Origin of the sequence: Derxia gummosa DSM 723, from assembly GCF_000482785.1 — a bacterium.
Classification (GTDB): Bacteria; Pseudomonadota; Gammaproteobacteria; order Burkholderiales; family Burkholderiaceae_E; genus Derxia; species Derxia gummosa.
The window spans coordinates 82,144-102,538 of the sequence record NZ_AXWS01000008.1 but is presented as its reverse complement, the minus strand read 5'-3'; the positions used below and the strand labels follow the sequence as shown (position 1 = coordinate 102,538).

General features: G+C 67.1%; 19 protein-coding genes and 1 tRNA gene. 7 read left to right on the top strand and 13 right to left on the bottom strand.

The window, feature by feature from the left end; translation table 11 throughout:
• Positions 1-7: 7 nt before the first annotated feature.
• From ligK to H566_RS0106720, 3 genes are all read right to left on the bottom strand, one after another.
• Positions 8-691: a 4-carboxy-4-hydroxy-2-oxoadipate aldolase/oxaloacetate decarboxylase gene (gene ligK / locus H566_RS0106730; RefSeq protein WP_028310840.1), complete on the bottom strand. Its 684-nt coding sequence runs from the start codon at positions 689-691 to the stop codon at positions 8-10.
• Positions 692-726: 35 nt separating this feature from the next.
• Positions 727-1,755: an amidohydrolase family protein gene (locus H566_RS0106725; RefSeq protein ID WP_028310839.1), complete on the bottom strand. Its 1,029-nt coding sequence runs from the start codon at positions 1,753-1,755 to the stop codon at positions 727-729.
• A gap of 148 nt (positions 1,756-1,903) precedes the next feature.
• The gene (locus tag H566_RS0106720) at positions 1,904-2,596 is read right to left on the bottom strand and encodes a substrate-binding domain-containing protein (protein WP_028310838.1); all 693 of its coding nucleotides are present in this window, start codon (positions 2,594-2,596) and stop codon (positions 1,904-1,906) included.
• Between the two features lie 293 nt (positions 2,597-2,889).
• Between H566_RS0106720 and H566_RS28095 the strand changes: the two genes are divergently transcribed.
• On the top strand, positions 2,890-3,876 hold the full coding sequence (locus H566_RS28095) for a DGQHR domain-containing protein (RefSeq protein WP_084544850.1): 987 nt from the start codon (positions 2,890-2,892) through the stop codon (positions 3,874-3,876).
• Positions 3,877-4,026: 150 nt separating this feature from the next.
• Positions 4,027-4,929: a hypothetical protein gene (locus H566_RS28835; protein ID WP_156924323.1), complete on the top strand. Its 903-nt coding sequence runs from the start codon at positions 4,027-4,029 to the stop codon at positions 4,927-4,929.
• A gap of 70 nt (positions 4,930-4,999) precedes the next feature.
• Here the strand turns inward: H566_RS28835 and H566_RS0106715 are convergent, their stop codons facing one another.
• The 5 genes from H566_RS0106715 to H566_RS0106695 all read right to left on the bottom strand — a co-directional run bounded on the left by H566_RS0106715 (position 5,000) and on the right by H566_RS0106695 (position 7,876).
• Positions 5,000-5,935: a LysR family transcriptional regulator gene (locus tag H566_RS0106715; protein ID WP_028310837.1), complete on the bottom strand. Its 936-nt coding sequence runs from the start codon at positions 5,933-5,935 to the stop codon at positions 5,000-5,002.
• A gap of 49 nt (positions 5,936-5,984) precedes the next feature.
• Positions 5,985-6,278 (bottom strand): type II toxin-antitoxin system RelE/ParE family toxin, encoded by a 294-nt coding sequence (locus tag H566_RS0106710; RefSeq protein WP_028310836.1) that lies wholly within the window; start codon positions 6,276-6,278, stop codon positions 5,985-5,987.
• Between the two features lie 3 nt (positions 6,279-6,281).
• Positions 6,282-6,542, bottom strand: coding sequence for a type II toxin-antitoxin system ParD family antitoxin (locus H566_RS0106705; protein WP_028310835.1), 261 nt, complete (start codon positions 6,540-6,542; stop codon positions 6,282-6,284).
• A gap of 105 nt (positions 6,543-6,647) precedes the next feature.
• Entirely contained in the window at positions 6,648-7,490 is an 843-nt protein-coding gene (locus H566_RS0106700; RefSeq protein ID WP_028310834.1) for a class III extradiol dioxygenase family protein, read from the bottom strand.
• A 23-nt stretch (positions 7,491-7,513) separates the two neighbouring features.
• A complete protein-coding gene (locus H566_RS0106695) occupies positions 7,514-7,876 on the bottom strand; it encodes a protocatechuate 4,5-dioxygenase subunit alpha (protein WP_051378260.1) in 363 nt (120 codons plus the stop codon).
• Positions 7,877-8,017: 141 nt separating this feature from the next.
• On the opposite strand from H566_RS0106695, the gene H566_RS23435 reads away from it, so the two are divergent.
• The 3 genes from H566_RS23435 (at position 8,018) to H566_RS0106680 (ending at position 10,867) form a co-directional block, all read left to right on the top strand.
• On the top strand, positions 8,018-9,175 hold the full coding sequence (locus H566_RS23435) for a LysR substrate-binding domain-containing protein (RefSeq protein ID WP_084544958.1): 1,158 nt from the start codon (positions 8,018-8,020) through the stop codon (positions 9,173-9,175).
• Positions 9,172-10,593: an FAD-binding oxidoreductase gene (locus H566_RS0106685; protein WP_028310832.1), complete on the top strand. Its 1,422-nt coding sequence runs from the start codon at positions 9,172-9,174 to the stop codon at positions 10,591-10,593. Before H566_RS23435 ends, H566_RS0106685 begins: the two co-directional genes overlap by 4 nt.
• 198 nt (positions 10,594-10,791) lie before the next feature.
• Positions 10,792-10,867, top strand: a tRNA-Asn gene (locus H566_RS0106680).
• Positions 10,868-11,007: 140 nt separating this feature from the next.
• Here H566_RS0106680 and H566_RS0106675 read toward each other — a convergent pair.
• From H566_RS0106675 to H566_RS23430, 3 genes are read right to left on the bottom strand one after another with little or no spacing between them, the layout of a single operon-like run.
• Positions 11,008-11,328 carry a P-II family nitrogen regulator gene (locus H566_RS0106675; RefSeq protein ID WP_028310831.1) on the bottom strand — a complete coding sequence of 107 codons (321 nt, stop codon included), beginning with the start codon at positions 11,326-11,328 and terminating at the stop codon, positions 11,008-11,010.
• 27 nt (positions 11,329-11,355) lie between these two features.
• Positions 11,356-14,568 (bottom strand): efflux RND transporter permease subunit, encoded by a 3,213-nt coding sequence (locus H566_RS0106670; RefSeq protein ID WP_028310830.1) that lies wholly within the window; start codon positions 14,566-14,568, stop codon positions 11,356-11,358.
• Between the two features lie 12 nt (positions 14,569-14,580).
• Entirely contained in the window at positions 14,581-15,252 is a 672-nt protein-coding gene (locus H566_RS23430; RefSeq protein ID WP_051378258.1) for a DJ-1/PfpI family protein, read from the bottom strand.
• Between the two features lie 168 nt (positions 15,253-15,420).
• On the opposite strand from H566_RS23430, the gene H566_RS0106660 reads away from it, so the two are divergent.
• On the top strand, positions 15,421-16,323 hold the full coding sequence (locus H566_RS0106660) for a CorC family transporter (RefSeq protein WP_028310829.1): 903 nt from the start codon (positions 15,421-15,423) through the stop codon (positions 16,321-16,323).
• 153 nt (positions 16,324-16,476) lie between these two features.
• On the top strand, positions 16,477-18,033 hold the full coding sequence (locus H566_RS23425; RefSeq protein WP_034410947.1) for a methyl-accepting chemotaxis protein: 1,557 nt from the start codon (positions 16,477-16,479) through the stop codon (positions 18,031-18,033).
• Positions 18,034-18,085: 52 nt separating this feature from the next.
• Here H566_RS23425 and H566_RS0106650 read toward each other — a convergent pair whose 3' ends face one another.
• Both H566_RS0106650 and H566_RS27300 read right to left on the bottom strand, forming a co-directional pair.
• A complete protein-coding gene (locus H566_RS0106650) occupies positions 18,086-18,715 on the bottom strand; it encodes a response regulator (RefSeq protein WP_028310828.1) in 630 nt (209 codons plus the stop codon).
• 118 nt (positions 18,716-18,833) lie between these two features.
• Complete coding sequence (locus H566_RS27300) at positions 18,834-20,303, bottom strand: ATP-binding protein (RefSeq protein ID WP_028310827.1); 1,470 nt, start codon at positions 20,301-20,303, stop codon at positions 18,834-18,836.
• Positions 20,304-20,395: the final 92 nt, after the last annotated feature.

Genomic DNA, 20,395 nt, shown 5'->3' with positions numbered 1-20,395 from the left:
CGGCGCCTCAGTCGATGTACTTGAGGCCGGCGGCCGCGAGCGGCTCGCGCATCTTGTACATGTCGAGGCCGAGGATGCCGGAGGCCAGCTTCTCGCGCTTCTCGCCCTCGAAGCTCTCGCGCTTGCGCGCCGCTTCGAGCGTCGCCTTCGCGCGCGCGGCCGGCACGCAGACCACGCCGTCGTCGTCGGCGACGATCACGTCGCCCGGCGTCACGAGCATGCCGGCGCACACCACGGGGATGTTGACCGAGCCGAGCGTGGCCTTGATCGTGCCCTTCGAGCTGATGGCCTTGCTCCACACCGGAAAGTTCATCTCGGTCAGCGTCTTCACGTCGCGCACACCGGCGTCGATGATGAGAGCGCGCGCGCCACGCGCCTGGAAGCTGGTGGCGAGCAGGTCGCCGAAATAGCCGTCGGTGCATTCGGCGGTGATGGCCGCGACGACTACGTCGCCCGGCTGAATCTGTTCCGCGACGACATGCATCATCCAGTTGTCGCCGGGGTGGAGCAGCACCGTCACGGCCGTGCCCGACACCTGGGCGCCGCCGAAGATCGGGCGCATGTAGGGCTTGAGCAGGCCGACGCGGCCCATGGCCTCGTGCACCGTGGCCGAGCCGAGCGCGGCCAGGCCGTCGGCGGCTTCGCGGTCGGCGCGGTTGATGTTGCGATAGACGACACCGAGTTCGTACATGTTCGATTCTCCGTAGATGCTTTTGCGATGCGGCTTCAGAGGCCCTTGGCCTTGAGCGCGGCGTCGAGGCGCGGGAACACGCGGCGCGCGTTGCCTTCGTAGATCTGGAAGCGCTCTTCGTCGGTGAGGTTGGCCGTGGCCGCGACGTAGCGCTTGGTGTCGTCGTAGTAGTGGCCGCTGTACGGGTCGATGCCGCGCACCGCGCCAATCATTTCCGACGCGAACAGGATGTTCTTGACCGGAATCACCTTGGTCAGCAGGTCGATGCCCGGCTGGTGGTACACGCAGGTGTCGAAGAAGATGTTGTTGAGCAGATGCTCATCGAGCAGCGGCTTCTTCATCTCCTGCGCCAGACCGCGGAAACGGCCCCAGTGGTAGGGCACCGCGCCGCCGCCGTGCGGGATCAGGAACTTCAGCGTCGGGAAGTCCTTGAACAGGTCGCCTTGCAGGCATTGCATGAAGGCCGTCGTGTCGGCGTTCAGGTAGTGCGAGCCGGTCGTGTGGAAGCAGGCGTTGCAGCTCGTGCTCACGTGGATCATCGCCGGGATGTCGTACTCGACCATCTTTTCGTAGATGGGGTACCAGTGGCGGTCGGTCAGCGGCGGGCTGGTCCAGTGGCCGCCCGAGGGGTCCGGGTTGAGGTTGATGCCGACGAAGCCGTACTCCTTCACGCAGCGTTCCAGTTCCGGAATGCAGGTCTTGGGATCGACGCCCGGCGACTGCGGCAGCATCGCCGCGCCGATGAAGTTGTCCGGAAACAGCTGGCTCACGCGGTAGCACAGCTCGTTGCAGATCGCGGCCCAGGTGCTGCTGGTTTCGAAGTCACCGATGTGGTGGGCCATGAAGCTGGCACGCGGGCTGAAGATGGTCAGGTCGCTGCCGCGTTCCTTCATCAGCTTGAGCTGGTTGGTCTCGATGGACTCGCGCAGCTCGTCGTCGCTGATCTTCAGGCTGGCCGGATCGGGCTTCCTGCTCGGGTCCTTGAGCGAGGCGATCTGGAGATCGCGCCAGGCGCCGAGGGCAGCCGGCGCGGTCGTGTAATGGCCGTGTACGTCGATGATCATTTGGGTGACTCCTGGGTCCGTCGTTGCTTGATCGGTGCTGCTGCGGATGCGGGCGTGGTCTTGAGGCTCGGCGCGTCGTCGTGCAGTGGGGAGGCGTTGCTGCCGGTCGGAATGCGCGCGTTCTGCAAAGGCTTGCAGCGCGGGCCAGTCAGACCGGCTCCATCCCCTGGCGGCGCTTGGCCTCGGCCGCCTCGGGCGAGGCCATGAAGGCGAGCAGACCGCGCACGGCCTCGGCCTGTGTGCTCGCGGCGCAGATGCCGGCCGAGAACACGGTGTTGATCGCGATGTCCGCCGGCAGGTTGCCGACGATGTCGATGCCCTCGACATGGATCAGCTCACTGAGCTGCTGGAAGCCGAGCGCCACCTCGCCCCTGGCCACAAGCGAGCCGACCGGCACGCCCGGCGGTGCGGTGACGATGCGCGCCTTGATTTCGTCGGCGATGCCCCAGGCCTCGAATTGCTTCGCGAGCGCGACGCCGCTCGGGCCGGTGGAATAGCTGAGGGTGGGCGCGGCGAGCACGGCGGCGCGCAGGCTGTCGCCGCTCGACAGGTCGGGCGCCGGCGCGCCCTTGCGCACCGCGACGGCCGTCGTCGAGTTGACGAGATCGACCTTGCTGCCCGCGACCACGCTGCCGCCGGCCACGAGCTTGTCGATGGCATCGGTGGCGAGGAAGACGACGTCGAAACTCTCGCCCGCCGCCACGCGCTTGGCGGCATCGACGCCGCCGATGGACAGGATGTCCACCTTCACGCCGGCCTTCGCCTCGTAGATGCCGGCCAGCTCGGCCAGCACCTGGCGCGTCGCCATCGACGAAATGCCGCGGATCACAACTGTGCTCATGTCACCTCAACCCTGTTCGACGCCGGTTGGAGTTGTGTGCGCGCTGGGAGCGCGGTGCCGGCGCAGAGGCGCGGGCGTGGCGTCGGTTGGTGAGGTGGGAGTGTGGGGAGGTGGGGGGATCTCAGATAGTGCTGGGTGGCGATAGCTGGTATCTCAAGACGGCAACCCCATACTCACAAAAGCTTCGAGAGGAATACAACCGAGAAATTTGCTGACCAAAGAACGCTCTCTTGGGCTTAATCTCTTGGCGTCTCCGATAACAAGCACGAAAATTTTCGCCACCAGAAATCGCCATGGAACTTCCTGCCTTTGACCTTAGCCGTGCAAACACCGGCTTCTATCTCACTACGCTTGATGCAAAATCTCTTTTTCCTCTTTGCAAAGTCGATCGTGTCGCAACGAATTCACAAGAAGGCTTTCAGCGCCAACTGGATTCGACACGTGCGCGTCGCATTGCAAAATACCTTGAAGACAGAGTAATTCCGGGAGCTATTGTATTAAGCACCCAACCAGAACATCCAGCGACCTTTAATGACTCCACCGGAATCTTGACGCTAAGCGACACACCTGGCTCTTTGTTGGTGATCGATGGACAGCACCGCCTTTATGGAGCACAACTTGCCACGGAAGCTGAACCAGCCTTAAACGTTAAATTGCCAATCTGCATCCTCACTGGACTATCATTAATTGACGAAGTCCAATATTTCATTGATATCAATTCGACAGCCAAGGGCGTACCAAAAACATTACGCATTGAATTGACGAAGTTCTTAGTTACCCAAGACTCGATTGATGATATTCGCCTCAAGCTATTCCGCGACCTCAACTCCGAAAGCGACTCGGCACTGTGCGGCAAACTTAGTGCTGAGCAAAAGGGACCGGGCTATCTGTCCCATGTACCTTTTGAAATTGCGATCAATAAAATCCTTTCTGGCGACCGATTAAAAGACCTTGACTACCCAAAAAAGAAGGCACTCATCAAGAACTATTTGGCAGGCATATACAATAATTTACTGGAAGCAGGAGTCCCTCAAAAGCTCACACAATCAGCCTTCTTTCAGGCCATATTTCGAATCTTCGACAAAGCCTGCGACAGCGCACTACTATTTAGAGGGAACTTTAAACCCGAATCATTTGAATATGTATTTGAAGCGATTCATCGCATCAACTTTGAGTATCACACAGGCACAAACGATGACGCCATCAACAATTTAGAAAAGGACTTGATCGATAAGCTCGATATCGATAAGAGAGCAAAACTTTCAGACGACCTTTTCTGATCGACAAGACTCGACCCAAAAGAGGGAAGGTGACGTTTCTAAATAAGAAATCTCTGATTTTTGGCGCAACTTAATCGACCAAAGAGAGAGAACTTGAATGAACACCACCTTCTCAATAAAAGCTAAAGTTAGCACACACAACAAGTACCCATGAATCGATTTTCACAATTCATTGCTGATACGTGCGTCAGTACGCTGGCGAACTTGGCGAGCAAAACCGAAGCCATGAATCTCAAGACATTGAATGCAAATTCATCCTTGAAATATAATTTGATTATGGATCCATACATAACAGTCGAAATAACTGACAGAACATCTTTTAGCGTATTTGAACAAAAACAAGGAATTGTGATTCCAAACGGCCCTGCACTCTCAGAAGCCCGCATAGCCGACTTTTTGCTTGGAGCGCAACGCGTAAAGAAACAATATGAAGCGGTATCAAGCATGCGCTCCGGAAGGTTTCCATCGGCCTGGGTAATAGTATCTGCCTACTATTGCGCTTATTTTGCATGCATTGAATTATGCAAACTCAACGATCGCATATCCATTTCATTCGAGGAAGATGAACTCGCAAGCTTAAAGCAAAAGGCATTAGGCCCTGGTCATGCAGATTTTTTTCAAGACCCTCAACAGAACTTTGTTGGCAGCAGTTACGCTGGAAAATTGCGATTTAAGGCAATAGGAACCAAACCTCATGCTATAGCATGGGAAAATGCACACATCACAATTCGAAAAATTTTTGAAAAGAAGGAATGGCTAGATGCCACTTATTACACAAAGCTGTTAAGCGATCCCGAACAATCCCCAAGTCGAATCCGAAATATCTGGAATTATCGCCGCTCCGATTACTTTGGGGCAACCGGAGAAGATCACGCCCGTGAATTTAGATCAATAATTGGCAATCATGATGGCGCCTATGCATGGACAAGAAGAAAAGCCGGCAGCACTTATCCGATGGACCCCTGCGTCATCGCCGCTTTTTGTGAAGCATTAAGTCTTGCAATCCTAGACGCATATGATCGAGCTATAAGCATCCTGACAGCACGCGACTAGCCACTCATTAGTTTTTGGCTATCGCGAATTTCCGTGTATTGCAAGGCAATCAAGCACACGGCAACTCTATTCACCCCGGCAACGACGCCGCAGCCTCCGCCTGCGGCAACGCTTCCACCAGCGACCTGACCAGCCCCGTCGCATGCCGCGTCAGCGCGGTCGGTCGTTTGTTCGCGGGCACGGCGAGGCAGAGCACGCTTTGCAGCGCCGGGTTGCACAGCGGGCGGAAGCTCAGTTCGCCCGCGCGGCCCGAGGCACGCACCGCGCCGGCCGTGAGCACCGCGCTGCCATAGCCGGCGCAGACCACGTCGATGATCGCGGCGACGCTCGACACCTCCCAGGCGATGTTCAGCCGCAGGCCGGCGAACGTGGCCTGGGCTTCGAGCTGGCGGCGGATGACATGGGCGCGCTGCGGCAGGATCAGCGGATGGCCCGGCAGGTCGGCCAGCGGCACGGCGGCGCGCGCGGGCGCCTTGCCGTCGGCGCCGCGCACGGCCGGCTCGACGAGGCAGAGCGTTTCGGACAGCACGGGCGTGATTTCGAGGCCGGCCTGGGGCTCGGGGTTGTAGAGCAGGCCGAGGTCCACGCGGCCCGAGGTGAGCCATTCGGTGATGTGGGTGGTGAGGCCCTCGACGATCGCGAGCCGCGCCTTCGGCATCTGGCGGCGGAAGGCGTCGATGAGCGGCACCGTGAGCTGGCGGCCCATGCTCGGCGGCAGGCCGATGGTGATCTGCCCGACCGGCTCGTCGCGCATCGCGCTCATCTCGGCGCGCGCCTGTTCGAGCTGCTGGAGGATGACGGCGCTGTGCGCGAACAGGCGTTCGCCGGGTTCGGTCAGTTCCACGCCGCGCCCGGTGCGCGTGAGCAGCACCTCGCGCAGTTCCACTTCCAGCGCCCTCACCTGCCGGCTGAGCGCCGATTGCGCGATACCGAGCACGACCGAGGCGCGGCTGAAGCTGCGGTGCTCGGCAACCGCGACGAAGTATTCGAGCTGCTTGATGTCCATGCGGGGAGTTTGCCGCAGCGGGCGGGCGCGGCCGTCGGCGCGCCCGGCGTCAGCTGAAGCTGTCGGCGGCGATGTCGCGCGAGGCGTGCAGGAAGCGGACGAGTTCGATGCCGTCGGCTTGCGGCCGGTAGAAGAGGACGTAGCGCTGGAACGGCAGGCTGCGCACGGCGGGGGCAAGTTCTGGACGGGCGCGCCCCATGAGGGGCTGGGTCGCGATCAGGTCGAGAAAGCAGCGCAGCTCGTCAAGAAAGCGGTCGGCCGCGTCGGCGTTGTCGGCGGCGATGTAGTCCCAGACGCCGTCGAGATCGGCGAGCGCGCGCCGGGTGGTGGCGACGCTGGCCATCGTTCAGCCCTGGCTGCCGCCGAGGCGTTCGCGGCCTCGGCGCTTGATGTCTTCAAGGTCGAGCGTGCCGGCGCTGCCGCTGTCGATGCCGTCGCGGATGTCGGCGCGAAGCTGGGCAAGCCGGGCGGTCCGCAGCGCGTCTTCGCGCTCCATGAGGCGCAGCGCCTCGCGCACGACTTCGCTTTCCGACGTGTACATACCGGACGCGACCTTGGCGCGCACGAGTTCCTCAAGCTGCGGGGTGAGGTCGATGTTGAGCGACATGGGCGGCTCCGTCGGGTTCGGCTGCGCCGACGTCAGGGCGACGCCGGCGGGATGGGCAGAGATTGCCAAGGCCCGTGAGCTTAGCCAACCGTCGCGGGGGAAGCGTCAGCCGCGCGGCTCCATCACCATCAGCCCCGACGCCGTGTTCGAGATCGGGATGTGATAGTTGGCGTGCACCTGCCGCACCGGGCCGTCGCCGAGCGCGGCGCGGGTGGCGAGCCACATGAGCAGTTCGACGCCCTGGGTGCCGGTCTTTTCCACCAGCTGCTCGATGCTGAATTGCGTCGCCCACTTGGGGTTGGCGATCAGGCTTTCCATGAATTCGAGGTCGAATTGCTTGTTGATGAAGCCGGCGCGTTCGCCGTCGAGCTGGTGCGACAGCCCGCCCGTGCCGAGAAACATCACGCGCGCGTCGCTCTTCCAGTCGCGCACGGCCTTGCCCACTTCCTCGCCCAGCTTCCAGCAGCGCTTCGCGCTCGGCAGCGGAAACTGGACGGTATTGATGCACACCGGCACCACCTTCACCGGCCAGTTTTGGTCGGGCCAGCACAGCGCCATCGGCAGCGTGAAGGCGTGGTCCACCAGCATTTCCTGGCAGGTGGTGATGTCGAATTCGGCCGCGACGAGGTGGTTGATGATCTGCCACGACAGGTCGAGATCGCCGGTGAAGGCGGGCACCGACGGGATGCCCCAGCCTTCGTCGGCATTCACGTAGCTCGGCGCCGCGCCGACGGCGAAGGTCGGCATCTTGTCGAGGAAGAAGTTGAGGCCGTGGTCGTTGTAGAACACGACGACCACATCGGGCTTGGCTTCGGCGATCCAGTCGCGCACCGGCGGGAAGCCGGCGAAGAAGGGCTTCCAGTAGGGATCGTCCTGGAGATTGTTGGCGATGGCGCGGCCGATGGCCGGGACGTGGGAGGTGGCGACGCCACCGACGATGCTTGCCATGGTTCGGTCCTTCCGGTGGCGGGTCAGTGGGCGTAGGCCAGGAGCATGGCCTTGAACTCGTCCTTGGTCATGCCGGTCTGCTGGGCGCCGAGGTCCTGCACGTCGAGGCCGAAGATGCCCGCGAACTTGGCGAGGTAGTACACGTTGCCGCCGGCGGCGATCAGTTGCAGCACGTTCTTCGCCTTGACGGCGGCGTGCTGCTGCTCGGTCAGGTTGAACTTGCGGCAGTAGGCGTCTTCGTCGGCCTGGAAGGCGGCGCGGTTGGCCGCGTCGTTGAACGAGTAGCACATCTTGTTGAGCTGATAGCCCTTGCGGGCCTGGTCGCCGTCGAACAGCGTGGTGCCTTCGATCTTGACCTTGGTGCAGCCGGTCTCATGCACGGACATGATGGATGTCTCCTGACCTGGATTTGTTGGAAGCCGCCGCTCACTGGGAGTTCTGTCGCGGTGAACCTAGTATTCGTGCCGGCTTGCCAGCGATCAATGCCCGCGAGACGATCAGACCCATGAACCGATTTGATGATTCCGATGCCTGACGATCCCCATCTCGACCTTGACGGCCGCTCGCTGTCGCTGCTGGTGGCGGTGCACGAGACCGGCTCGGTCACGGCGGCGGCGCAGCGGCTGGGGCTGTCGCAATCGGCGGTGAGCCACGGGCTCGACCGGCTGCGCGCGCTGGTGGGCGACGCGCTGTTCGTGAAGATGGGCCGGGGCATCGCGCCGACCGAGCGCGCGAACGAGCTGGCCGCGCGGGCGCGCGGCCTGCTGGAGCAGATGCGCCGCTTCACCATCGCCGAGGAGCTGCGGCTCGACCGCCTGAACGCGACCTGGACCCTCGCCGCCAACGACCTGCAATGCCATCTGCTGCTGCCGCGCCTGTTCGCGCGGGTGCAGGCGCAGGCGCCGGGCTTCCGGCTGCGCGTGATCCCGTCCACCGTGCCGACGCTCGACATGCTGCGCGAGCAGCAATGCCAGCTCGTGATCTCGCCGCGCCCGCCCGAGGGCGATGACGTGGTGCAGAAGCGGCTGTTCTCCGACCGCTACCGCGTGTTCCACGACGCGCGCCATCGCGCCGCGCCCGCGAGCCTGGCCGACTACGAGGCCGCCGAGCATGTGAGCGTGCAGTACGTGCCGTCGCAGCGGCGCCTGGGCATCGACCACTGGCTGGAGGATCGCGGCCTGCGCCGGCGCGTGGTGGTGACGGTGGCCAACTTCGCGGGCATCCGCGCCTTTCTCGACGGCAGCGCGATGATCGCGACGCTGCCGAGCCTGCTGCGCCTGGGCGTGTTGCAAGGGCTTGCAGACAGCGAGCTGCCCTTCCCCGGCCCGACGATGCCGATGTACGCGGTCTGGCATCTGCGCCACCAGCAGGACCCGGTGCACCGCTGGCTGCGCCAGCAGCTCGAAGCCGTCGTTGCCGAGGTGCTGGCCGAACTGCCCGACGTGATCGCGCCCGCGCCCGAGCAGGAAGCCGACACGCCCGGCGATGACGACCTCGACGCGGGCAGCGACGAGCACGACCTGCCGCAAGGCGCGCCCGCCGCACATCGCGCCGACACACCCGCCGCCGACCGTGGCGCCGAAGCGCTCGCTGCCCGCCGCCGTACCACCGCGCCCGACATCGAAGAAGTCCCCGCGCCTCCCATCCGCAAGCGCAACCCGCGCGCCCACCGCTCCCGCCCATGAACTCCGACCCCTTCATCGAAGAACTGCGCGCCCTCGTCGGCGACCACGGCCTGCTGCTCGGCGACGACATGACGCCGCATCTGACCGGCGCGCGCTACGGCGCCGGTCGCGCGCGCTGCGTGATCCGGCCCGCCTCCATCGACGAGGTGCGCGAGGTGGTGAAGCTGTGCGTGCGCGAGGGCGTGCGGCTCGTGCCCCAGGGCGCCAACACCGGCCTCGTCGGCGCGAGCACGCCCGACGCGAGCGGCGGGCAGGTCGTGCTGTCGCTGTCGCGGCTGCGCGGGCATTGCGAGATCGACGTGGCCAACCGCAGCGTCACCGTCGATGCCGGCATGACGCTGTGGGCGCTGAACGAACGGCTGGAGCCGCACGGGCTGTGGTTCCCGATCGACCTCGGCGCCGATCCGAGCATCGGCGGCATGGTGGCGACCAACACCGGCGGCACGCGGCTAGTGCGCTACGGCGACGTGCGCCACAACCTGATGGCGCTCGACGTGGTGCTGCTCGATCCGCCGGGCGAGCTGGCGCATTTCGGCAGCGCGCTGCGCAAGGACAACACGGGCTACGACTTCAAGCAGCTGTTCGTCGGCACGGCGGGCGCGGGCGGCGTGATCGTGCGCGCGACGCTGGAGGTGCATCCCAAGCCGCGCCAGTCGGCGACGGCACTCGTGGTGCCGGCGTCGGACGAGGCCGTCATCGCGCTGCTGGAAGCGCTGGAGCGCGATCTCGGCGACTTCTTCTCGGCCTTCGAGGGCATGTCGGCCACGGCGATGCGCGCGGCCTTCGAGCATGTGCCCAGTCTGCGCAACCCCTTCGCGCCCGAGCCGGTGCCGGACTTCGCGGTACTGATCGAACTGGAGTCGAGCAGCTCGCCGCAGTACACCGGGCTTGAGTTGCAGGAGACGCTCAACCGCTTTCTCGAAGCGCACTTCGACACGCTGGTTGCAAACGCTGTCATCGGCGACCGCGAGGAGCTCTGGGCGCTGCGCCACAGCATCACCGAGGGCGCGCGGCGCATGGGCCGGCCGATCGCCTTCGACGTGTCGGTGCCGCGCTCGCGCATGATGGATTTCCGCCGCGCGGCCGGCGCGATGGCGGCGGCGCGCTTCCCGCAGCTCGTGGTGGTGGACTTCGGCCACATCGCCGACGGCGGCATCCACTACAACCTGATCTGGCCGGCCGATGCGGCTGTTGCCTACGACGACGCGACCGTGGCCGGGCTGCGCGACGCGCTCTACGCGATCGTGGTGGAAGATTTCGGCGGCAGCTACAGCGCCGAGCACGGCGTGGGCGCGCACAACCTCGGCTACTACGCGAAGTACACCTCGGCGACCGGCAAGCGGATTGCCGGCGGGCTGCGCGCGATGCTCGATCCGCAGGGGCTGTGCGGCACGGTGGATCTATCGGCGGGCGGCTAGGCGGGCTTGCGGTCTTACGAGCTTGCGGTCTTACGAGCTTGGCGGGCTTGCGGGCTGGCGGGCTTCCGGGGCAAGCGGCGCGCGGATCGCCACCGCCGCACCGGACGCCACGCCGTGGGCCGAAGCCAACGCCAGACGTTTTCTCGACAAAACGCTTGCATGATCGGGAAGCGTGCTTATAATCGCAGTCTTCGCTGTTCCCCGATAGCTCAGTCGGTAGAGCGCCGGACTGTTAATCCGTAGGTCCCTGGTTCGAGCCCAGGTCGGGGAGCCAAAGAACAGCACGACAAAGCCCTTCTTCGGAAGGGCTTTGTCGTTTCTGGCGTCCGCATTCGCGTGCGCCGGTGGCGGCAGGTCCGCGCCGCGCGGTGGGCATTCGTGCTCTCGCCGGATGCGCGACCACCCTGCCCGCCGCTACACCGTCTTGCGCACGAAGGCCGCGCGCTCCACGTCGCTCATCCACACCACGCTGTCGCCCGGCGCGCCCGTCGAGACGACGGCGACGATGGCCTCCATCAGCCCTTCCGCCACCTCGTCGGGCGCGACGATCTCGATGCGCACGCGCGGGATCGAATCCTTCAGCTCGTCCTTGATGCTCGTCTTCGCGCGCGGGGCCGGCGCGGCGTGGGCCTCGGCCTTCATCACGGTCATGCCGGGATAGCCGGGCACCTTCCGCAAGGCATCGGTGACGGCGGACAGCTTCTGCGGCGCGAACGCGGCCTTGATTTCCTTCATCGTCGTTTTCCTTGTTGGAGTCCTGCGTCAATCGGCCTCGGGCGTGTTGTCGAACCACCTGTAGATCGTGGGCAGCATCACCAGCGTGAGCAGCGTCGAGGTGATCAATCCGCCGATCACCACGATCGCGAGCGGACGCTGCACTTCCGACCCCGGCCCGGTCGCGAACAGGAAGGGAATGAGCCCGAGCATCGCGACGGTCGCGGTCATCATCACCGGGCGGAAGCGCATGCGCGCGCCCACGATCACCGCGTCGGCCACGCTCTCGCCCTGCTCGCGCAGACCCCGGATGTAGCTGACGAGCACAACCCCGTTCAGCACCGCGATCCCCCACAGCGCAATGAAGCCCACCGACGCCGGCACCGACAGGTACTCGCCCGTGACGAACAGCCCGATCACCCCGCCCATCGACGCGAAGGGCAGCACGAGGATGATCAGCGAGGCCATCCGCACCGAGCGGAACAGCAGGAACAGCAGGAAGAAGATCGCCGCCACGGTGATCGGGATGATCACGCCCAGATGGCCGAGCGCCCGCTCCATGTTCTGGAACTGCCCGCCCCACTCCAGGTAATAGCCCTCGGGCAGCTTCACCTTCTGCTGCACCGCCTGCTGAAGCTCGGCCACGAAGCCGCCGAGATCGCGGTCGGCCACGTTGATGCCGACCACCACGCGGCGCTTGGCCAGCTCGCGGCTGATCTGCGCCGGGCCGTCGAGCACCTCGATGCGCGCGATGCTCGCGAGCGGCACCTGCGCCCCGTTGGGCGCGCTCACGATCAGATGGCGCACCGCCTCGATGTCGTCGCGGTAGGCCTCGGGCAGGCGCACCACGGCCGAGAAGCGCCGCTCGCCCTCGTAGATCTCGGTCGCGGTCTTGCCGCCGATCGCCATCTCGATCACGTCGTGCACGTCGGCCACGTTCAGACCCTGGCGCGCGATGGCCTGGCGATCGACCTCGATCTGCAGGTACTGCTGGCCGACGATGCGCTCGACGCGCAGATCCTGTGCGCCGCGGATCGTCTGCGCCACCTTGGCGATCTCGTCGGCCTTGGTCTTGAGCATCTGAAGGTCGTCGCCGAACACCTTGACGGCGATGTCGGCGCGCACGCCGGTCACCATCTCGTCCACCCGATCGGAGATCGGCTGGGCCATCACGATCTGCACGCCGGGCAGCACCGCGAGCTTCCTGCGCATCTCGTCGGTGATCGTGTCCTGGGTCCAGCCCTCGGGCCATTGCTCGCGCGGCTTGAGCGAGACGATGGGCGTGCTCTCGTTCTGCGCCTGCGGGTCGGCCGGCGACTCGCCCCGGCCCACGCCCGACACGGCGCTCTTCACGCCGGGCACTTCCATCACGAGCTTCATCGCCTGCATCTCCATCGCGATGGACTCTTCCAGACTGATGTTGGGCACGCGGTTGATGCCGGGCACGACCGAGCCTTCCTTCATCTCGGGGATGAAGGCGGTGCCCAGAAACGGCAGCAGCATGGCCGTGCCGAGCAGCAGCGCGATGGCGATGAGCACCGTCTTCTTCGCGTTGTCCACCGCCCAGCCGAGCAGCGCCACATACGGCCGCTTGAGCCGGCGCACGAGCCAGGTGTCGTGGGCCTCGTCGGCCTGCGCCGTGTCGGCCGCGCCGCCATGACCGCCATGACCGCCATGACCGCCATGACCGCCCGCCGCCGTACCGCTGGCGGCCGCGCCCGCATGCGCGCCACTCAGCGGCTTCACCTTCAGCAGGAAGCTCGACAGCACCGGCGACAGCGTGAGCGACAGCACGAGCGAGAAGAACAGCGCGATGGCGATCGTGAACGCGAGCGGCGCGAACATCTTTCCTTCCATGCCTTCCAGCGTCATGAGCGGCAGGAACACGAGAATGATCACGCCCACGCCGAAGATCACGGGCGTCGCCACCTCCTTCACCGCGTTGAAGATGATGCGGATGCGTGACTGCCCTTCGTCCGCGCGCGCCAGGTGCGCGAAGGCGTTCTCCACCACCACGACCGAGCCGTCCACCATCAGCCCGATGGCGATCGCCAGCCCGCCCAGCGACATGAGGTTGGCCGACAGGCCCATGTAGTTCATCGCCATGAAGGTGAGCAGCGGCGTCAGCACCAGCGTCGCCACGACGATGAGCGACGAGCGCACGTCGCCCAGGAACAGCAGCAGCACGATCACCACCAGCACCACGCCTTCCATGAGCACGCGCACGACGGTCAGCACCGCCGAATCCACCAGCTCGGAGCGGTCGTAGTAGGGCTCGATGCGCAGGCCGCCAGGCAGCATGCCGCTGTCGTTGATCTCGGCCACGCGCGCCTTGATGCGCGCCACCACCTCCTTGGCATTGCCGGCCCGCATCATCATCACGATGCCGCCGACGGATTCGGTCACGCCGTTCTTCACCACCGAGCCGACGCGCACCGCCGTGCCGATCTTCACCTCGGCCACGTCGCCGATATAGACCGGCGTGCCGCCCGATTCCTTCAGCACGATGCTGCGGATGTCGTCCACGTTCCTGACGAGACCGACGCCACGCACGAGGTACTGCTCGGCGAACTGGCGCAGCACGCCGCCGCCGGCGTTGGCGTTGTTGTTGGCGAGCGCCTGGAACACCTGCTGGATCGTCAGCCCGTAGTAGCGCAGCTTGTCCGGCGCGACGAGCACCTGGTACTGCTTCTCGTAGCCGCCTTGCGAGTTGATCTCGGCCACGCCGGGAATCGAGCGCAGCAGCGGTCGTACCACCCAGTCCTGCACCGTGCGGCGCTCGGTCAGTTCCTCTTCCGTCAGCGCGCGATTGCCGTCATCCGGCCGGTCGAGCGTGTACTGATAGACCTCGCCGAGGCCGGTGGACACCGGCCCGAGCACTGGCCGGATGCCAGGCGGCAAGCGATCGGCCACCTCGATCAGCCGCTCCATCACGAGCTGGCGCGCGAAGTACACGTCGGTCGCGTCGCTGAACACGAGCGTGATCAGCGACAGCCCCGGCTTGTTGAGCGAGCGCAGTTCCACAAGCGCCGGCAGGCCGGTCATCGCGATCTCGATCGGCACGGTGGCAAAGCGCTCGACCTCCTCGGGCGAGCGGCCCGGCGCCTCGGTGGCGATCTGGACCTGCACGTTGGTCACGTCAGGGAAGGCGTCGAGCGAGAGCTTGCGCGCGGCATTCAGCCCGAAGGCCAGCAGGATCACCGACACGACGACGACGATCAGGCGCTGGCCGAGCGCGCCACGGATGAGGGCTTCGATCATGGCGGCGCGGCGTCAGGCGGTGGCTGGCGCCGGCGCGCCGGAGGCGGGTGCGGCGCCGGTCGCGGCCATGGTCGGCGTGGCGCCGTCCTCGTGCCAGTCCACCTCCATCTGACGCGCGGTGGCGAGCGCCAGCTCGCGGCCGGCGAGGCGCGCGACGAGATGCAGGCTCATGTCGATGCCGGCGGAAATGCCGGCCGAGGTCACGACCGCGCCCTCGTCCACCCAGCGCCGGCCTTCGCGCACGTCGAGGCCGGGGAACATCGCGCGCAGGTCGGCCGCGTCCTCCCAGTGCGTGGTGCAGGCGCGGCCTTCGAGCAGGCCTGCCCTGGCGAGCAGGAAGGCGCCGGTGCAGACCGAGGCCGTGAGGCGCGCGCTGCCCGCCACCGAGCGCAGCCAGTCGATCACCTCGACGCTTTGCAGCTCGACCGTCACCACGCCGCCGGGAATCAGCAGAACGTCGGGCGGCAGCAGCCTGTCGAAGGTAGCGTCGGCTATGACGCGCAGACCGGCGCGGGCGCGCACCGGCCCGGGCTCGCGCGCGACGGTCATGACGCTGAACGGCTCCGCCGCCGCCGGATCGAGCTTGCGCGCGACCCGGCTGGCGGTGGTGAAGACCTCGTACGGACCGGCGAAGTCGAGCACCTCGACGTCGGGAAACAGGTAGATGGCGACGGTGGCGGTCATGGGCGCGCAAGCGATTGAAAGGCCGCGAAAAGGCGACGACGACCGCATCATGCCCACAAGCCCCATCCCGCGCGTCGGGCGGCATCGCGTTCCGTCACGCGTTCGCAATCCGCCGGATTGAAGGATTCGGTTACGCTCGGCGGGTCTTTGACTCCGCATGGCTCGTCCATGAACGACCCGCTAAGTCGATCGCAGCGCATCCGCGTGATCGCCGAAACGCCCGCCGCCCAGAAGAAGCTCAGCTTCTTCGAGCGCCTGTCTTCCCTGCTCCTGCGCGAGCCCGAGGACCGCGAGCAGCTGCTCGACGTGCTCCACGCCGCCCACGATCGCCACCTCGTCGATGACGACGCGCTCTCGATGATGGAGGGCGTGCTCCAGGTGGGCGAGCTCGCGGCGCGCGACATCATGGTCCAGCGCGCCCAGATGGACATGATCGACGTGACCGATCCGCTGTCGAGCATCGTGCCCTTCGTGGTCGAGAAGGCGCATTCGCGCTTCCCGGTGTTCGAGGGCGACCGCGACCGCGTGATCGGCGTGCTGCTCGCCAAGGATCTGCTGCGCTGCTTCTCCAACGGCAACGCGCACGACTTCGACCTGCGCAGCATCCTGCGGCCGGTGGTGTTCATTCCGGAGAGCAAGCGGCTCAACGTGCTGCTGCGCGACTTCCGCGCCAACCGCAACCACCAGGCGATCGTGGTGGACGAGTACGGCGGCGTATCGGGCCTCATCACGATCGAGGATGTGCTGGAGCAGATCGTCGGCGACATCGAGGACGAGCACGACTTCGACACCGACGACGACACCATCGTGCTGGCCGGCGACGGCCGCTGGCGCGTGCGCGGCATCACCAGCATCGAGGACTTCAACGAGCGCTTCGGCACCCATTACGAGGCCGAGGATGTCGGCACGATCGGCGGGCTGGTGATGAACGAGCTTGGCCATGTGCCGCATCGCGGCGAGGTCGTGCGCCTGGGGCCGATCCGCTTCGAGGTGCTGCGCGCCGACGCGCGCCAGCTGCATGTGCTGCTGGCCGAGCCGCTGCCGCCCGAGGCGACACTCGACGAGTCCTGAGCGCGACGCGTTTCAGGGATTCCCTGAAACGCATTTCGGGCGCTCCCGGAACCGGCTTTCCGCCCGCGCCCGATCCCGGCGCGGCGCGGTGGCGCGGAGCATGCGGTCAGCAACCCCGAGCGTCCGCCCTCCGCCATCCGACAGGACACCGCCATGCCGCCCCTGCGCCTCTCGACCCGTCTCGTGCTCGCCTTCGTCGCCGTCGCGGCAATCGGGCTGGCCATCGGCCTCGCCGGCATCGTCGGCATGTCCCGCATCGACGACATGGCGCACCAGCTCTACGCCCGCGACGTGACCGGTCTCGGCCATATCAAGGACGCCGACATCGCCCTCATCGCCGCCGGCCGCGCGCGCTGGCGCTACATGGCCGCCACCGCCGACGATGCCCGCCGCGAGGCGCGCGCCGAATACCACCAGCGCCGCCAGGCCCTCGACCTCCACTTGGCGGATGCCGCCGGGCTGCTGCGTCTCGATGCCAGCCGCCACAAGCTGGCCGAAGTGCGCACCGCCGTGGACGAATGGCATGCCGTGACCGATGCGCTGTTCAACCTCGCCGAGACCCTGCCGGCGGGCAGCGCCGACCCTGCCCTGCTCGCGGCCAGCCGGCGGAGCAGCCTGGCCAACGCCCGCGTCGATCTGCTGCTCGACGAGCTGTCGAAACTCAAGGAAGGCGCCGCCGCCGAGGTCGCGCGCGCGGCGGGCGAGACCCACGCGCGCATCCAGATGCTGATGCTCGGCCTCATCGCGATCGGCACGGCCGCGAGCGTGGTGCTCGGCCTCGGGATCGCGCGCGGCGTCGCCCGCACCCTCGGCGGCGAACCGGCCACGGCGACGGCGATCGCGCTGCGCATCGCCGACGGCGACCTGGGCCAGCCGGTGCGGGTGCGCGCCGGCGACGACGCCAGCCTGGTCGCCGCGCTCGCGCGCATGCAGGCGCGGTTGCGCGCCACCGTCGCCGCCATCCACGGCAGCGCGCGCGAGGTGGCCACGGCCGCCGGCGAGATCGCGGCCGGCAATGCCGACCTGTCGAACCGCACCGAGCGCCAGTCGGGCGCGCTCCAGCAGACCAGCGCCGCGATGGAGGAACTGGCCCGCGCGGTGCATACCAACACCGATCACGCGCATGCCGGCAGCCGGCTGGCCGATGACGCACGCCGCGTCACCGCCGACGGCGGCCTCGTGGTGGACGCGGTGGCGCGCACGATGGACGGCATCGCCGACAGCAGCCGGCGCATCGGAGAGATCACGACCGTCATCGACGGCATCGCCTTCCAGACCAATCTGCTCGCGCTCAACGCGGCGGTGGAAGCGGCGCGCGCCGGCGACCAGGGCCGGGGCTTCGCGGTCGTGGCCGGCGAGGTGCGCGCGCTGTCGCAGCGCAGCGCCGAGGCCGCGCGCGAGATCGCGGCGCTCATCCGTACCTCGGTCGAACGCGTGGACGAGGGCAATGCGCGCGCCGCCGAGGCCGGCCAGGCGATGCGCGAGATCGTGGCGGCGATCGACGGCGTGGCCTCGACCACCGGCGAGATCGCGCATTCGAGCAGCAGCCAGGACACGGGCATCGGCCAGATGTCGGGTGCGCTCCAGGACCTCGACCGCTTCACCCAGCAGAACGCGGCCCTGGTCGAGCAGGGTGCGGCGGCGGCGGCCAGCCTGTCGGCGCAGTCGCGCCGGCTGCTGGCGGCGGTGGAAGGCTTCCGGCTCGGCTGAGCGGGCCCTGCGCCGATGCGGCGCGAACGCCGGCCGCGCATCCCACCGGCGCTCAGTCGAGCGAGATGATTCCCTCGCGCAGCGCATGGCGCGTGAGGCCGGCCACGTCATGGATGTCGAGCCGGCGCATCAGCTCGGCGCGATGGGTCTCGACGGTCTTGACGCTCAGATGCAGCCGCTCGGCGATGTCGCGCGTCGAATGGCCTTCGGCGATGAGCTGGAGAATTTCGCGCTGGCGCCCGGTGAGCGCCACCTTCCGCGGCGTCGGCTGGGCCAGCGCGGCCAGCGTCAGCGCCGCGAGCTGCGGGCTCACATAGGGCCGGCCGGCGGCCACCGCCTTGAGCGCCTCGAACAGTTCCACCGCCGCCGCGTCCTTGACCAGATAGCCGACCGCGCCCTCGCGCAGCGCCTCGCTCACATGCTGGGCCGTGGTGTGCATCGACACGATCAGCACCCGCGTGTGCGGGCTGGCGCGGCGCAGCAGGGGGATCGCGTCGATGCCGTTGAGCCCGGGCATCGACACGTCGAGCAGGCAGATGTCGGGCGTGTGCCGGCGCGCGAGGTCGATCGCCGCGCGGCCGTCGGCGGCTTCGATCACTTCGCAGTTGGGGTCGTAGCGGTGCAGCAGCGCCACGAGACCGGCGCGCATCAGCGCGTGGTCGTCGGCAAGGAGGATTCGCATCGTCGGTGCGCAGCGGTATGGACCGGACGATTCTAGGAGCGGACGGCGCCGCCGATCGGGTGAGTAGCGGGCGTCCTCCGCGCGCCGATCCGGCATCGGACGCGGGCGCGCCGCCGGCTCAGCCCGCGCCGCCGGCGTCGGGCCGGGCCGTCACCACCGCGCGTGGCCAGCGCGCCTCGACGCGCGTGCCCCGTCCCGGCGTGCTGACCACATGCCAGTTGCCATCGAGCAGCTCGACGCGCTCGCGCATGTTGCGCAGCCCCATGCCGGCCGCGCCCGTCCCGATGTCGAAGCCGCGACCGTCGTCGGTGATGTCGAGCCGCACCGCGTCGGCGCCGGCGTCGAGCCGCAGCCGGATGTGGCCCGCGCCGCCGTGGCGCAGCGCATTGCCGATCGCCTCCTGCGCGATGCGATAGACGTGCAGCGCCCATTCGTCATTGGGTTCGAGTCCGGGCAGCTCGACCTCGGTGTCGATGGCGGCGCCGGTGAGCAGCGTCTGGCGCTCGGCATGCCAGCGCAGCGCGGCGGCCAGGCCCAGCTCGTCGAGCAGCGGCGGGCGCAGCGCCATCGCGCGCTCGCGGATGAGGCTGATGCAGCCGGCGGCGACGGCGGCGGTCTCGCGCAGGCGGGCACGCTCGGCCTCGCCCGGTGCGTCGAGCGCGAGCAGCTCGATCCCGATGCGCAGCGCGCCGAGCTGCTGGCCGAGGTCGTCATGCAGCTCGCGCGCGAGCGCCGCGCGCTCGTTCTCCTGCACCTGGAGCAGCTCGCGCGACAGCCGGCGCAGCCGGGCATTGGCCTCGACCAGCGCCTCGCGGCTGCGATGCAGCGAATCGCTGCGCGCGAACACCGCCTCGGACAGTTCGAGATTGCTGCGCGACAGCGCATCGGCCTCGCTCAGCGCCCGCGCATGCTCGGCGCGACGGCGTTCGCGCTCGCGCCGCCGCAGGCGCAAGGCCAGCGCCAGCACCAGCACGGTGACGAGGGTCGCCGCGACGAAGGCGCCGCGCAGCACGACGGCGGACTCGTCCCACGCAGCGGCGCGCACCACGAGCAGGCGGGCCTCCTCGGCATCCAGCTCGCGCAGCGTGGCGATGGCGGCGCCGGCCACCCGCTGGCGGCCGGCCAGCAGCCGGATGTCGCTCGCGGGCAGGCGCCGGTCGGCAGCCACCTCGGCCTCGGCACGCAGGGCATCAAGCCCGGCCAGCCAGCCGTCGACCTGATCGCGCAGCAGCGCGATGCGGCCCTGCTGGAGCGGGTTGTCGGCAGTGAGGCGGGCGATGCCGTCGAGCTGCTCGCGCACCTCGGCCTCGAGCAGCGCCGGCGAGGCATGCGGCTCGGCCGCCTCGCCCGCCTCCGGCCACACCAGCCATTGCAGTGCGGCGGCATCGGCGCGCGCGAGCCGGCCTTCGAGCAGCGCGATCGCGCGGCGCACTTCCATCGTGTGTGCGACGAGCTGCTGGCGCTCGCCCGCGTGTCGGGCGGTCCAGCCCGCGATCGCCAGCACGAGCAGGCCGGCCAGGGCCGCCGCCGCGAAGGCCAGCGCGAGCAGCGATGGGGCGGGCGGCGCGGGCGGGCGGATCGTCTTCATATGGCCGCGCATGCTAGCCACGCCCCGCGCGGGCGCCCATGGCGGCAGCCGAAACTCAGGGAAGCCCTGAGTTCCGATTCAGGCGCCGCCCG